At 71.4% G+C, this 14,247-nt stretch carries 14 protein-coding genes and 1 pseudogene; 3 read left to right on the forward strand and 12 right to left on the reverse strand.

Annotated features, from left to right (window positions below; all coding sequences use genetic code 11):
- The 4 genes and pseudogenes from ACH5AO_RS36770 to ACH5AO_RS36785 form a co-directional block, all read right to left on the reverse strand.
- A pseudogene (locus ACH5AO_RS36770) lies at nucleotides 1–136 on the reverse strand (hydroxymethylbilane synthase); the annotation flags it as partial.
- Entirely contained in the window at nucleotides 133–1,842 is a 1,710-nt protein-coding gene (locus ACH5AO_RS36775; protein ID WP_398932463.1) for a glutamyl-tRNA reductase, read from the reverse strand. The pseudogene ACH5AO_RS36770 and the gene ACH5AO_RS36775, both read right to left, overlap by 4 nt.
- Nucleotides 1,839–2,609 (reverse strand): redox-sensing transcriptional repressor Rex, encoded by a 771-nt coding sequence (locus tag ACH5AO_RS36780; RefSeq protein ID WP_398932465.1) that lies wholly within the window; start codon nucleotides 2,607–2,609, stop codon nucleotides 1,839–1,841. The genes ACH5AO_RS36775 and ACH5AO_RS36780 overlap by 4 nt, the downstream gene beginning before the upstream one ends.
- 301 nt (nucleotides 2,610–2,910) lie before the next feature.
- A complete protein-coding gene (locus tag ACH5AO_RS36785) occupies nucleotides 2,911–3,198 on the reverse strand; it encodes a glutaredoxin family protein (protein ID WP_398932467.1) in 288 nt (95 codons plus the stop codon).
- Nucleotides 3,199–3,293: 95 nt separating this feature from the next.
- On the opposite strand from ACH5AO_RS36785, the gene ACH5AO_RS36790 reads away from it, so the two are divergent.
- The 3 genes from ACH5AO_RS36790 to ACH5AO_RS36800 all read left to right on the forward strand — a co-directional run bounded on the left by ACH5AO_RS36790 (nucleotide 3,294) and on the right by ACH5AO_RS36800 (nucleotide 7,075).
- Nucleotides 3,294–4,205: an HAD family hydrolase gene (locus ACH5AO_RS36790; protein ID WP_398932469.1), complete on the forward strand. Its 912-nt coding sequence runs from the start codon at nucleotides 3,294–3,296 to the stop codon at nucleotides 4,203–4,205.
- A 501-nt stretch (nucleotides 4,206–4,706) separates the two neighbouring features.
- Nucleotides 4,707–5,555: an ECF subfamily RNA polymerase sigma factor, BldN family gene (locus tag ACH5AO_RS36795; protein WP_398932471.1), complete on the forward strand. Its 849-nt coding sequence runs from the start codon at nucleotides 4,707–4,709 to the stop codon at nucleotides 5,553–5,555.
- Between the two features lie 263 nt (nucleotides 5,556–5,818).
- A complete protein-coding gene (locus tag ACH5AO_RS36800) occupies nucleotides 5,819–7,075 on the forward strand; it encodes a DUF5667 domain-containing protein (RefSeq protein ID WP_398932473.1) in 1,257 nt (418 codons plus the stop codon).
- A 105-nt stretch (nucleotides 7,076–7,180) separates the two neighbouring features.
- Here the strand turns inward: ACH5AO_RS36800 and ACH5AO_RS36805 are convergent, their stop codons facing one another.
- The 8 genes from ACH5AO_RS36805 to ACH5AO_RS36840 all read right to left on the reverse strand — a co-directional run bounded on the left by ACH5AO_RS36805 (nucleotide 7,181) and on the right by ACH5AO_RS36840 (nucleotide 14,140).
- Nucleotides 7,181–8,245: a lysophospholipid acyltransferase family protein gene (locus ACH5AO_RS36805; RefSeq protein WP_398932475.1), complete on the reverse strand. Its 1,065-nt coding sequence runs from the start codon at nucleotides 8,243–8,245 to the stop codon at nucleotides 7,181–7,183.
- A gap of 14 nt (nucleotides 8,246–8,259) precedes the next feature.
- Nucleotides 8,260–9,321 (reverse strand): NAD-dependent epimerase/dehydratase family protein, encoded by a 1,062-nt coding sequence (locus ACH5AO_RS36810; protein WP_398932477.1) that lies wholly within the window; start codon nucleotides 9,319–9,321, stop codon nucleotides 8,260–8,262.
- A gap of 193 nt (nucleotides 9,322–9,514) precedes the next feature.
- Complete coding sequence (locus tag ACH5AO_RS36815) at nucleotides 9,515–9,613, reverse strand: 30S ribosomal protein bS22 (protein ID WP_003948845.1); 99 nt, start codon at nucleotides 9,611–9,613, stop codon at nucleotides 9,515–9,517.
- A 154-nt stretch (nucleotides 9,614–9,767) separates the two neighbouring features.
- Nucleotides 9,768–9,980, reverse strand: a complete 213-nt coding sequence (locus ACH5AO_RS36820) for a helix-turn-helix domain-containing protein (RefSeq protein WP_004984898.1) — start codon at nucleotides 9,978–9,980, stop codon at nucleotides 9,768–9,770.
- 129 nt (nucleotides 9,981–10,109) lie between these two features.
- The gene (locus ACH5AO_RS36825; protein WP_398932479.1) at nucleotides 10,110–10,925 is read right to left on the reverse strand and encodes a phosphatase; all 816 of its coding nucleotides are present in this window, start codon (nucleotides 10,923–10,925) and stop codon (nucleotides 10,110–10,112) included.
- Nucleotides 10,926–11,021: 96 nt separating this feature from the next.
- Nucleotides 11,022–12,194, reverse strand: a complete 1,173-nt coding sequence (locus tag ACH5AO_RS36830) for an acetoin utilization protein AcuC (RefSeq protein ID WP_398932482.1) — start codon at nucleotides 12,192–12,194, stop codon at nucleotides 11,022–11,024.
- Entirely contained in the window at nucleotides 12,145–13,410 is a 1,266-nt protein-coding gene (locus tag ACH5AO_RS36835; RefSeq protein ID WP_398932484.1) for an MFS transporter, read from the reverse strand. The genes ACH5AO_RS36830 and ACH5AO_RS36835 overlap by 50 nt, the downstream gene beginning before the upstream one ends.
- 79 nt (nucleotides 13,411–13,489) lie before the next feature.
- Entirely contained in the window at nucleotides 13,490–14,140 is a 651-nt protein-coding gene (locus ACH5AO_RS36840) for an HAD family hydrolase (protein WP_398932486.1), read from the reverse strand.
- Between the last annotated feature and the right edge of the window lie 107 nt (nucleotides 14,141–14,247).

A 14,247-nucleotide genomic window follows, 5' to 3' on the forward strand; every position in this document is an offset into this window, starting at 1 on the left:
CGTCACCGTACGTGGTGATCTCGACGAGCTCGACGGGCCGTCCGGTCACCTGGCTCACGGCTTCCGCCACCTGCCCGGACTGGGCCATGGCGAGCTTGCTGCGCCGCGTCCCCAGCCTCAGTGCCTTCTCAGTCATGCCGGCCCTCGGTTCCTTGCGTTCTTCTCGGTGCTTTCCCCGGCCCGGGAGACGGAGGCCACCGTCTCGGGATCGAGGTCGAACAGGGTGCGCAGCGCGTCCGCGTACCCGGCGCCGCCGGGCTCGGCCGCGAGCTGCTTGACCCGTACCGTCGGCGCGTGCAGCAGCTTGTCGACCACCCGCCGCACGGTCTGGGTGATCTCCGCGCGGTGCTTGTCGTCCAGGCCGGGGAGCCGCCCCTCCAGTCGGGCGATCTCGCCGGCCACCACATCGGCCGCCATGGTGCGCAGGGCGACGACGGTCGGCGTGATGTGCGCCGCCCGCTGTGCCGCCCCGAACGCGGCGACCTCGTCGGAGACGATACGCCGCACCTGGTCCACATCGGCAGCCATCGGAGCGTCCGCGGAGGCTTCCGCGAGCGATTCGATGTCGACGAGGCGGACTCCGGCCAGGCGGTGCGCGGCCGCGTCGATGTCGCGCGGCATCGCCAGGTCCAGCAGGAACAGTACGGGCTCGGGGCGCGGCGGCTCGGCCACCGGCTCCGGGCGGCGCCGCTCGGGGATCCGGCCGACGGCGGACGCGGTCGCGGCGAGCGCGCCGATCAGCTCGGCGTCGGCCTCCGGGCCGCCGCGGCCGGTCCGCTCGCTCCGGCGGCGGTCGACGGTCGTGCCCGCGGCCCACGCGGCGTGCTGCTCCAGCGTCGCCGCGTCCATTCCGGCGACTGCGGCCTCGCCCATCACGGAGAAGCCGGGCCGTACGGCGGACAGGTCCAGCGGGCAGTTCTCCTCCGTGCCCACGGAGGTGGGCGGGAGCGGTGCCCCCTCGGCCGGGACGGTCTCGGTCCCGGCGGCCGGCTGCTCGCCGACCCGGCCCTCGACGCCCGCGGCGATCGCGTCGGCCGTGAGGACCAGGCCCGTCGCGCCGGTGCAGGAGACGACGACGTCGGCACGTGTCAGCTCGAACGGCACCGATCCCATCGGGACCGCGCGGGCCAGCACGTCCGTGTCGTCGCCCTCCGTGAGGATCTGCGCCAGGCGCTCGGCGCGCTCGGGCGTCCGGTTGGCGATCACGATCTCGGCGACACCGGCCCGCGCGAGCGTGGCCGCGGCCAGCGACGACATCGAACCGGCGCCGATGACCAGGGCCTTCTTGTCCCGCGCCCACGTCTCGACGGGCGCGCCGACGGCGAGCTGCTCCAGGCCGAAGGTGACCAGGGACTGCCCGGCGCGGTCGATACCGGTCTCGGAGTGGGCCCGCTTGCCGACCCGCAGCGCCTGCTGGAACAGGTCGTTCAGCAGCCGTCCGGCGGTGTGCAGCTCCTGCGCGCGGGCGAGCGCGTCCTTGATCTGGCCGAGGATCTGCCCCTCGCCCACGACCATCGAGTCCAGGCCGCAGGCCACCGAGAACAGGTGGTGGACGGCCCGGTCCTCGTAGTGCACATAGAGATAAGGAGTGAGCTCCTCCAGGCCGACCCCGCTGTGCTGGGCGAGCAGCGTGGACAGCTCGGCGACACCGGCGTGGAACTTGTCCACGTCGGCGTAGAGCTCGATGCGGTTGCAGGTGGAGAGGACCGCGGCCTCGGCGGCCGGCTCGGCGGCGACCGTGTCCTGCAGCAGCTTGATCCGCGCGTCCTCGCTCAGCGAGGCCCGCTCCAGCACGCTGACCGGCGCGCTGCGGTGGCTCAGTCCGACGACGAGGAGACTCATGCCGGCATCACGGCGGGTACGTCCCCGTCGGGCCCCTGGTCGGCGGCGGTCTGCTTGCGGGGGGCGGCGGCCGGGGCCGCGGCGGCACGCTCGGCCGTGGCCTCCTCGCCGGCCTTGCGCTGCTCGTGGAAGGCGAGGATCTGCAGCTCGATGGAGAGGTCCACCTTGCGGACGTCGACGCCGTCCGGGACGGTCAGCACGGTCGGCGCGAAGTTCAGGATGGAGGTGACACCGGCGGCCACGAGACGGTCGCAGACCTGCTGGGCGGCGCCGGCGGGGGTCGCGATCACACCGATCGACACGCCGTTGTCGGTGATGATCGACTCGAGCTCGTCGGTGTGCTGCACCGGTATGCCGGCGACGGGCTTCCCGGCCATCGCGGGGTCGGCGTCGATCAGCGCGGCGACCCGGAAACCACGGGAGGCGAACCCGCCGTAGTTGGCGAGGGCTGCGCCGAGGTTGCCGATCCCGACGATCACGACCGGCCAGTCCTGGGTGAGGCCGAGTTCGCGGGAGATCTGGTACACGAGATACTCGACGTCGTAGCCGACGCCCCTGGTCCCGTACGAGCCCAGGTAGGAGAAGTCCTTGCGCAGCTTCGCGGAGTTGACCCCCGCGGCGGCCGCCAGCTCCTCCGAGGAGACCGTGGGCACCGAGCGCTCGGAGAGCGCGGTCAGGGCGCGGAGGTACAGCGGAAGGCGGGCGACGGTGGCCTCGGGAATCCCTCGGCTACGGGTCGCCGGTCGGTGAGTTCGGCCAGTTGCCACGGTGCTCCTGCGGGTAGAGCGGGGCTTCAGGCGGTCATACGTCAGGTCATACGTCCCCGGACCGCCCCGTCGCATGCAGGCTATGTCTTTGTGAACGCGTGCACAAAGATTGTGTCCGATTTGCCCGGCCAACGTGACCGGGGTCACGCGCCCCCGGCGCACTCGTGGGGAACCGGCGCACGAGCGCCACCGTTCCTTTTCTTCTGGGGGCAAAACCGCACACTCTCCTCTGCGAATCCCGCCCCCGAGACCAAGCCACCATCGATCCTAAGCGACTTTCCGGCCGGTTTGGACTGGTCGGTCAGTCGGTGAGGGCCCTGCGCAGACGGTCCTCGTCCACCCGCCAGAAGGTGTGCTGACGGCCGTCGACGAGGACGACGGGGATCTGCTCCCAGTACCGGTCGTACAGCTCCCGGTCCTCGCTGATGTCCTTGTGCTCCCACGGGACGCCGAGCTCCCCGCACACCTTCTCCACCACCACCTGCGCGTCGTCGCACAGATGGCAGCCGGGCTTGCGCACGAGGGTGACGAGCCGGTCCTGCGGGGCGTCCGGGGTGTTGCGGCGGAAGAGAGGGCTCATACGGGCCATTGTCCCGCGCGCCCCAGCGCCCCGGCCCAGGAGAGTTCACGACGCCGGAACCTCTCGGCTCCGGAACATCCGCCCCGACTGGCTATGCTCACGCCATGGCCGCTCTCGGATGGCTCACTCCCCGTAGGCGCTCCGCCACGGCGCGGAGCGTGTTGGCAGGCGAGGCCTCGGCGGAGGCAGCGCGCAAGTCCACCCAGGAAGTTTCCGAACGCGAACCGGAGTTCCCCGTCGTCGGGGACGACCGGGCCGCCGCGTTCTTCGACCTGGACAACACCGTGATGCAGGGCGCCGCCCTGTTCCACTTCGGGCGGGGCCTGTACAAGCGGAAGTTCTTCGACACCCGCGACCTCGCCCGGTTCGCCTGGCAGCAGACGTGGTTCCGGCTGGCCGGGGTCGAGGACCCCGAGCACATGCAGGAGGCCCGCGACTCGGCGCTCTCCATCGTCCAGGGGCACCGCGTCTCCGAGCTGCGGTCCATCGGCGAGGAGATCTACGACGAGTACATGGCCGAGCGGATCTGGCCGGGCACCCGGGCGCTGGCACAGGCGCACCTGGACGCGGGGCAGCGGGTCTGGCTGGTCACGGCGGCGCCGGTGGAGATCGCCACGGTGATCGCGCGCCGGCTGGGGCTGACCGGGGCGCTGGGGACGGTCGCGGAGTCGGTCAACGGCGTGTACACGGGCAAACTGGTGGGCGAACCGCTGCACGGCCCGGCGAAGGCGGAGGCGGTCCGCGCGCTGGCGCTCGCGGAGGAGCTGGACCTCAGCCGCTGCGCGGCGTACAGCGACTCGCACAACGACATCCCGATGCTGTCGCTGGTGGGCCATCCGTACGCGATCAACCCGGACTCCAAGCTCCGCAAGCACGCCCGCCGCATGGAATGGCGCCTGCGCGACTACCGCACCGGCCGCAAGGCGGCGAAGGTCGGCATCCCGGCGGCCGCGGGCGTGGGCGCGGTGGCCGGCGGCACGGCAGCCGCCATCGCCCTCCACCGCAAACGCCGCTGACCCCCACAAACCCCCGGACCCCGCCCACCACCGTCCCCACCGCCCCCGCTCCCGCGGGCAGTCGTGCCGCTGGGGCGGCACGGGTGGGCGCGACGGCACCCCGCAAGCGCCGGGCCGCGCGACCACCCCCCGGTCAACCCCCGTACGCTCACCGAACCGGTCACCGGGGACCACTTCCGCCACCCCGCACCCAAACCCGGCCAATCCAACTGCCTTACCCCGCAACCCCCTTGTCCAGTCCTCTTGGCTGCACACGGCCACAACTCGCCCCACATCGCCCCCGAATACGAACATTCCCGGTCGAAAACCGACCTCCATGCGCGCCCCGAACACCCCTCAATCAGCTACAGAAGCGACGCAATCGATGATTTGAGCAACTCGGTGTAGCAGAGCCTGTACGAAGCGTTATTCTCCTCAGACGCAATCCGGTACCCACCCGTAGCTACGACGGGTGAACGGTCCCGCACTGCACGTGATGGAAGCTCTGCCTCTGGGAGTCCCGTGTACCCACACGTCGGGGTTGACGCCTCGGGCCTGGCTACGCTGCGCGCGACAGTCGCGACAGTCCGAGACCTGCTGCGCGGCATCGTCCCCACCGCGCACGTGGTCCCCGCGTTCGCCACCGCCCCCGCCGCCGGCCCGTGCTACGCCCTCACCGACGGCAGCGCCGCGGTCGGCGGACGGGGGCGCCACTCCGCAGCACCCTCCGCGGCCCCCGTCGTGGCCAAGAGCGCGGCCAGGGGAGCCGCCGCCCGGACGACCACCGGCGCCTCCGCCGCCCGCCGCCCCGCCGCCGACAGCGACAGCGCCCGGATGATGGACCTCGTCGAGCGCGCCCAGGCCGGCGAGGCCGACGCCTTCGGACGGCTGTACGACCAGTACAGCGACACCGTCTACCGCTACATCTACTACCGGGTCGGTGGCAAGGCGACCGCCGAGGACCTCACCAGCGAGACCTTCCTGCGCGCACTGCGCCGCATCGGCACCTTCACCTGGCAGGGCCGCGACTTCGGCGCCTGGCTGGTGACCATCGCCCGCAACCTCGTCGCCGATCACTTCAAGTCCAGCCGCTTCCGCCTCGAGGTCACCACCGGGGAGATGCTCGACGCCAACGAGGTCGAGCGCTCCCCCGAGGATTCCGTACTCGAGTCCCTGTCCAACGCCGCCCTCCTCGATGCCGTACGACGACTCAACCCCCAACAGCAGGAGTGCGTCACGCTCCGATTCCTCCAGGGTCTGTCCGTCGCCGAGACGGCCCGCGTGATGGGCAAGAACGAGGGCGCCATCAAGACCCTCCAGTACCGGGCCGTCCGCACCCTCGCCCGGCTCCTCCCGGACGACGCCCGCTGAGGCCCCCGCCGGCCCGCACCCACCCGCCGACCGGAACACGCTCCGCGACACCCAACTCACGGTACGTGAAACTCGGTTGGCTTCCTCATTCGGTCATCCCGGGTCCGTAACCCAAGTGCCGCGCCACTCGTTGTGCGGGATACAGGCTCCCTGTGGTCACCCTCTGACCGACTTCGATCACTCGATCGTGTGGCCCTGGTCAGGGTGGAAACCCTCAGGACCCCCTGGGGAGTCGACCGTGATGACGAGAGGAGGTGCCGCCAGTGATCGCGAACGTATCGGCGCACCGGCGGGCGAACGCCTTCGCCCAGGCCCTGGAGGAGCAGTCCGACCGGGGCACGGCGGCCGAGCAGCCCGAAGGATCGACACCGGACCCGGCCGCCGCCGCGGAGACCGAGCAGGCACAGCTGCTCACTCTGACCTCCGGCCTCGGCGCGCTGCCCAAACCGGAACTGGACCCCGAGGTCAAGGTCGTCCAGCGGGCCCAGCTGGTGGCCGCGTTCGAGGCCATGCTCCAGGAGGGCACCGCCGCGGGCGAGGCGACGGACCAGACCGTACCCGGACAGCGCTCGCACCGGGCCAGAGGCGCCCACCGGGCGACCCCCCTGGGCAAACTGCGACCACGGTCGCGGCTGGCCAAAGGGCTCACCGCGGGCGGACTCACCGTCGGCGTCGCCGCCGGCGCCCTCGGCGGAGTCGCCGTCGCCAGCTCCGACGCCCTGCCCGGTGACTCCCTCTACGGACTCAAACGCGGCATCGAGGACGTCAAGCTCGGCCTCGCCGACGGCAACGACGAGCGCGGCCGGGTCTACCTCGACCACGCCTCCACCCGCCTCGGCGAAGCCCGTCGGCTGATGGAGCGCGACCGCAGCGGCCCCCTCGACCACGAGTCCCTCGGTGACGTCCGCCGCGCCCTGTCCGGCATGCGGCACGACGCCGCCGAAGGCCACCGGCTGCTGCGCGAGGCGTACGAGCGCGACCCCGACTCCCTGAGCCCCATCCAGGCGCTCTCCTCCTTCTCCCAGGCACACCGCCAGGCCTGGGGCACCTTGCGCGACCGGCTGCCCGTGCAGCTGGGGGACGTCAGCGAACAGGTCTCGTCGGTGTTCGACGCCATAGACGAAGACGTCGCCCCGCTGCAGTCGCTGCTCCCCGGCCCCTCGACCGACCAGGACAAGGACGACGGCGGCACACGACGGCGCGGCTCCGCGTCGACACCCGGCACCCCGTCCGGCACGGACCCCTCGCAGTCCCCCGGCACCGGCGGCGGCACCTCCGGCGAGAGCGGCCCCGGCAGCGCCGGCCCGTCCGGTTCCACCGACACCGACCGCGAGAGCGACGACCTGCTCGGCGGCAACACCGGCGACCTGCTCGACCCGCCCGAGGAGAGCGACGCCGTCACCACTCCGCCACCGGCGACGGGCGGCATCACCCCGCCTCCCACCCCCGACGTCACCATCCCGCCCCTCCTGCCCGGCCTCCTCCCGGGCCTGGGCATCGACAGCGAGGACACGGAGTAGAGCGGAGGGCGCCCCTCACGACGAGGGGCGCCCCCGAAGACGTACGCGACGACAGCCCGCCAGGACAACGGCCCGCTGGAAGAACAGCCGCCGGAAGAACAGTCGCTAGAAGAACACCGACCGCCGCTGCACCAGCAGCTTGTACAGCGTGTGCTGGATCTGTTCCCTCACCTGGTCGGTCAGGTTGAACATCAGCATCGGGTCGTCCGCCGCCTCCGGCGGATAACCGTCCGTCGGGATCGGCTCGCCGAACTGGATCGTCCACTTCGTCGGCAGCGGGATCGCACCCAGCGGGCCGAGCCACGGAAACGTCGGCGTCAGCGGAAAGTACGGAAAACCCAGCAGCCGGGCCAGCGTCTTCGCGTTGCCGATCATCGGATAGATCTCCTCCGCCCCGACGATCGAGCACGGCACGATCGGAACACCCTGCCGCAGCGCCGTCGAGACGAACCCGCCACGCCCGAACCGCTGCAGCTTGTACCGCTCACCGAACGGCTTCCCGATGCCCTTGAACCCCTCCGGCATCACCCCCACCAGCTCCCCCTGCCCGAGCAGGCGTTCGGCGTCCTCCGTGCACGCCAGGGTGTGCCCGAGCTTGCGGGCGAGCTCGTTGACCACGGGCAGCACGAACACCAGGTCCGCCGCGAGCAGCCGCAGATGACGGCCGGCCGGATGGTGGTCGTGGACGGCGACCTGCATCATCAGGGCGTCCACCGGCACCGTCCCCGAGTGGTTGGCGACGATCAGCGCGCCCCCCTCCGAGGGGATGTTCCCGATGCCCTTCACCTCGACCCGGAAGTACTTCTCGTACACCGGCCGCAGCAGGGACATCAGGACCTGGTCGGTGAGCTCCTCGTCGTATCCGAAGTCGTCGACGTCGTAGTCCCCGGTGAGCCGGCGGCGCAGGAACGCCAGACCGCTCGCGATCCGCTGCTCCAGACCGCCCGCGCCGTCGTCAGCCGGTTCCCGGGACCGCTCGTCCACACCCGTCACCCGGTCATCATCCTGCACGGACGCCATCCCCGGCAGGGGCTGGACCTCCCCGACCGCAGCGGGCTGCGCGCCGCCCTGGCGCCGGCCGCCCGCGCCTCGGCGGCGCGACGGGCGCTGCGCGGCACCCCCGCGCGAGCGGTGGTCGTCGTCGAACGGAATGACCTTGGCGTCCGCCATCGTTGCTGCGCTCCTCAGTTGGCGCTCTGCGTCGGGAGGTGACCGCCGCCCGGCAGGGGCAGCGCGGCGATCCGGTCGACGGCCCTCGCGAGGGCCTCCGGCGGAAGCAGTCCGGGGCCACGACTGCGCACGAAGTCCGCAAACGTTTCGGCAGTCGAGTACTTCGGGGTGAAACCCAGCGTCTCCCGCATCTGGTCCGTCGCCACCACCCGCCCGTGCGTGAGCAGCCGGATCTGCTCGGGCGAGAAGTCCGTCATCCCCAGCGTACGCACCAGCGAGCCCGCCCAGGTGACCGCGGGAAGCAGCAGCGGCACGGTCGGCCGGCCCAGCCGCCGCGCGCACTGCGAGAGCAGCAGCACGCCGTCACCGGCGATGTTGAAGGTGCCGCTGTTGAGCGTGGAACGCCTCGGTTCGTGCGAGCCGATCCGCAGCACCTCGACGACGTCGTCCTCGTGCACGAACTGCAGCCGGGGATCGTAGCCGAACACGGTCGGCAGCACCGGCAGCGAGAAGTACGAGGCGAGCGGGCTGTCCGCGGCCGGGCCCAGGATGTTGGCGAACCGCAGCACGCACACGGCGACGTCCGGACGGCGCCGCGCGAAGCCGCGCACGTACCCCTCGACCTCGACCGTGTCCTTCGCGAAGCCACCGCTGGGCAGCGACTTGGGCGGGGTCGACTCGGTGAAGACCGCCGGATCGCGGGGCGCGGAACCGTAGACGTTCGTACTGGACTTCACGACCAGCCGCTTGACGCCGGGCGACTTCTGGCAGGCACCCAGTAGCTGCATGGTGCCGATGACGTTGGTCTCCTTCAGCGCGGCCCGGCCGCCGCTGCCCAGCGGCGTCCCCGTCACGTCCAGGTGGACGACCGTGTCCGCGCCCGACTCGGCCAGCACCCGCGCGATGGTGGGCTGACGGATGTCCGTCCGGACGAAGTCGGCACCACCCAGGTGGTGCTCGGGCGGGACCGCGTCCACGCCGACGACCCGGTCCACCTCCGGATCGCGCAGGATCCGCCGGACGAAGCGGCCCCCCAGCTGACGGGCCACCCCGGTCACGAGCACGACCTTTCCCAAGATCAGCGCCTTCCTCTCGCCCTGCTCCCGACGGCCAACCTATCGGGTCGCCGTCGCTCTGTGGTGTCCACCGGATGCTTGAAGTGACGACGACGGACCCGTACGTACGAGGCGAGTGCCCCGGACGTACGAACGGCAGTGGCCCCCCACCGGAGGCGGTGGGGGGCCACTGGACACGCTCTCGCGCTGTCGCTTACTTCTTGTTGCGACGCTGGACGCGCGTGCGCTTGAGCAGCTTGCGGTGCTTCTTCTTGGCCATCCGCTTGCGCCGCTTCTTGATAACAGAGCCCACGACTACCCTCGCTCACTTCTCATCACTCGGTGTTTGGGCGCCATGGGCCCACACGACCTACGAGGGGCTAGCCTACCCGCCCGAGCGCTGAGACCGTAATCGAGGTGACCGGGGAGGCCCGTGAGTGCCCGGTACGGACCTCCCCGGAACGCCGTCAGGCGGTTTCCACCCCCACATAGCTCTCGCGGAGGTACTCGTGAACCGCTTGCTCCGGGACGCGGAAGGACCGCCCCACCCGGATCGCGGGCAGATGACCGCTGTGCACCAACCGGTACACGGTCATCTTCGACACTCGCATCACCGAGGCGACTTCCGCCACGGTAAGGAACTGAACCTCGTTCAGAGGCCTCTCGCCAGCTGCAGCCATGACACACCTGAACCTTCCGCACTCGACGGCCACCGGCTTCCCCTTCCGGTGACTCTTCGTCGTTGCGTGCTCACTCCCCAATGTAGGGGCGGGTGATGCGAGTGGGGAAGAGGTGCACCCATCGGCGGCCTACTGTGACAGACACGCTCGATTGAGTACGTAGCGGGTCAACGGCAGGTAGTAATCAGACCGCACGCCGTCATCAAGTGGAACGACGAGGGAGACGACCCCCTCGGCCTCACCGACGAACGGCGCGGGGTCGTTCACATCCGCCGGCCCGACAGCCTCGAACCCCAGCTGACCTGCACCGCAGACCCAGCCGTGGTCTCCGATCACCAGTTCCGGAAGCGGCCCGCCGGCGTCGGCCGCCGCGGCCAGCGCGGTCCGAACCGGGAGGGGGGAGTGCGTGTGTGCGCCCGGCTCACAACCGGGGCGCCGCGCGGTCGCGCCCCGGACGAACCCGACCCCCCGCACGTAGTCGAGGTTGTACGTGCGTAGACCGAACCGGGTCGTTATGTCGACACAGCGACCCTGCGCGGGGGTGAGGACGGCACATCCCGCCGCCGACAACGCGTCCGCCAGAACGGCGTAGAAACCGAGCAGCCGGTGCGGGTGACCGGTGCCGAACAGGACCGGCCCGCCACGCTCCGCGACGACCGCCAGCCGCTCCGCGAAGGCGTCCAGGGCGGCCAGGGTCCGCCCTGGATCGATCACCTCATGGCCGAAGACGTGCGCGGGATCGGCCGAAACCCCACACCTGTCCGCCATCAGCGCGAGCAAGTCCCGCTCCGCCCATACCCGTTCGGGGTCCAGCCCGATCAGCAGGCGCGGATCCCGGGCGGCGAACAACCGGTAGCTCCGCAGGCTCTCCTCCCGCGTGGTGCCCACGACCCCGGCGAGCCGGACGGCGAGGAGATGCGCACGGAGCTCGGCGGTGGTCAGCACGAGAACGATGCTGCGGGACACCGGGACGGGACGGACCGGGAACGGAGGAACACCGCACGGACGGCGTAACGCAACGCCCCGACGACCGCACGATCGTCAGGCCAGCAGCCCCCGCAGCGGGAACACCGCCCGCCGCGTCGCCAGGATCGCCTGGTCCAGACGGTCCGCCGGGTCGTACCCCTCGTCCCACGCGGCCCAGGACACCGGCCACCGCCCGTCCGTCATCCGCCGCGGCGCCGGCTGCCGGGTCCGGGCGTACACCTCCTGCCGCCAGCCCTCGGGGATCACCGTCGTGGGCTCCACCGGCCGCCCGGCCGCGATGCCCACCAGATGGGTCCAGGACCGCGGCACGACCTCCACCACCGCGTAACCGCCACCACCCAGCGCCACCCACCGCCCGTCGGCGTACGCGTGCGCCAGCTCGTGGCACGCCACCTGCACCGCCCGCTGCGCGTCCAGCGACACCGCCAGATGCGCCAGCGGATCCTCGAAGTGCGTGTCGGCCCCGTGCTGCGTCACCAGCACCTGCGGCCGGAACTCCGCGAGCAGCTCCGGTACGACGGAGTGGAACGCCCGCAGCCACCCCGCGTCCCCGGTCCCGGCCGGCAGCGCCACGTTGACCGCGCCGCCCTCCGCACTGCCCGCCCCCGTCTCCTCCGGCCACCCGGTCTGCGGGAACAGCGTCCGCGGATGCTCGTGCAGCGAGACCGTCAGCACCCGCGGGTCCTCCCAGAACGCCGCCTGCACCCCGTCCCCGTGGTGCACGTCGACGTCGACGTACGCGACCCGCTCCGCGCCCAGCTCCAGCAGCCGGGCGATCGCCAGCGCGGCGTCGTTGTACACGCAGAAACCGGAGGCCGCGCCCGGCATGGCGTGGTGCAGCCCGCCCGCGAAGTTCACCGCGTGCGGCGCGTCCCCGCGCCACACCGCCTCCGCCGCGCCCACGGACTGCCCCGCGATCAGCGCCGACACCTCGTGCATCCCGGCGAACGCGGGATCGTCCGTCGTCCCCAGTCCGTACGCCTGGTCCGCGGCCGCCGGATCCGCCGACGCGGCCCGCACCGCCTCGATGTAGTCCTCCCGGTGGACGAGCCGCAGCGTCGACTCCCCGGCCGCCTTCGCGGCGACCACCTCCACCTCACGGTCGAGCCCCAGGGCACCGACCAGACTCCGGGTCAGCGCCAGCCGGACCGGGTCCATCGGATGGTCCCGGCCGAAGTCATAGCCCGTCACTGCCTCGTCCCACATCAGCTGTACGCGCCCGCTCATGCCCGACACCGTATCGGTCCGGTTCAGCGGCGAACGACCTCGCGCACCCGAGCGTCACCAGTACCAACACCATCGGCACCAGCATCGCCCCGCGGTAGCTCCAGGCATCGCCGAGCGCCCCCACCAACGGCGAACCGATCAGGAAGCCCACGTAATTGAAGACATTGAGCCGCGCGACGGCCGCGTCCGAAGCCCCGGGGCCACCACGCTCGACAGCGCGCCGTCCCGCCGCCGCGAAGGTCTGCGGCACCAGCACGCACAACCCGAGCCCCAGCAGCGTGAACCCCGCCATCCCCGCCCACGCACCGGGCGCACCGGCCACCACGGCGAACCCCACCGCCGCCACCAGCGCCCCCACCCGCACCACCGCCACGGCCCCGAACCGCCGCACCCCGACGTCCCCGAGCGCCCGCCCCAGCAGCGTGGTCACCATGTAGACGTTGTACGGAACGGTCGCCAGCTGCTCCGAACCCCCCAGCACGTCCTGGAGGTACTTCGCGCTCCAGTTGGAGACCGTCGAGTCCCCGATGTACGCCACCGTCATCACCAGGCACAGCGGCAACAGCCACATGAGGCCGCCGGCCGTACGCCCGCCCTCCGCGGTCTCCGGGGTCTTCGAGGTCTCCAGGGTCTCCGGGGCCGCCGCCGCCCGCCGCTCACCCCCGTCGACGTACCACCGGCTGCCGACCAGCGCGGCCGGCAGCAGCACCAGCACCACCGGCAGGTACGACACCCACAACGCCAGGTCCCCGTGCGCCCCCACCCACGCGAGCGACGCTCCGACGATCCCGCCCAGGCTGTACGCGGCGTGGAAACCCAGCATGATGCTGCGCCCGTACGCCTGCTGCAGACTCACCCCGAGCATGTTCATCGACGCGTCCAGCGCACCGACGGCCAGTCCGAACGCGGCCAGCGCCACGCCGAGCCCCGCCATGTGCCCGCCCGCTCCGACACCCAGCAGCGCCAGCAGCACCACCGGCTGCGACCACCGCAGCACCCGGCTCGGCGGCACCCGCCTCACCAGCCGCTCCGTGGTGACGCTCCCGACGCCGGCCAGGATCGGCACGGCGGCGAGGAAGACCGGCAACAGCGCGTCGGAGACCCCGTACCGGTCCTGCACGGCCGGGATCCGCGTCACGAGCAGAGCGAAGGCGACGCCCTGCACGAGGAAGCCGAACGCCAGCGAGACCCTGCCGCGCCGCAGCACATCAGTCATGGCGGCGAGCGTAGGGCCCGGGAATACCGGTGGGTAGGTCCGGTCAAAGATGAATCATCTTCAGTTTCCGGTTCCGGTTTCACCCGCGTGAGAGCAGGGGGACCAGGTCCTCCATGTCCTCGAAGAGTCCTGTGGCCGCGGAGAGCTTCTCCGCGGGTGTCATCGCGGTGAATCCGTACACGTCCATCCCGGCCGCGACCGCCGCCTGGACGCCCAGCGGACTGTCCTCGACGACCACGCACCGCTCGGGTGCCACGCCCATCCGTTCGGCCGCGTACAGGAACAGGTCCGGTGCGGGCTTCCCCCGTCCCACGTCCTGCGAGCTGAAGATCCGCTCGTCGTCGAACCACTGGTCGAGCCCGGTGGTGCGGTGCCCCACCCGGATCCGCTCATGGCTCCCGGAGGAGGCCACGCAGTACGGCACCCCGTCGGCGGCCAGCTGCTCGAGTACGTCCATGGCACCGACGACCGGCTTCAACTCCCGCTCGAACGCGGCGAAGACCCGGGCGTGGAACACGTCGTCGAAGTCCGCCGGCAACCGCCGCCCGGTCCGTTCCTCGACGAGATCGTGCACACGATGCAGGGCGGAGCCCATGTAGTCGCGGATGGAGTCCTCGTACGAGGTGGGGTGGCCGAGTTCGGTCAGATAGGCGGCCAGAAGGCTGTTGGAGATCGGCTCACTGTCGACGAGAACACCGTCGTTGTCGAAGATGACGAGGTCATAGCGCATGACCTCGACCCTAAACGCAGAAAGCCCCGTGCCGAAGGGCACGGGGCTTTCTATAAAGATTGTTCGGCGGCGTCCTACTCTCCCACAGGGTCCCCCCTGCAGTACCA

Source organism: Streptomyces sp. NPDC018964 (genome assembly GCF_044390325.1).
Lineage (GTDB): Bacteria > Actinomycetota > Actinomycetes > Streptomycetales > Streptomycetaceae > Streptomyces.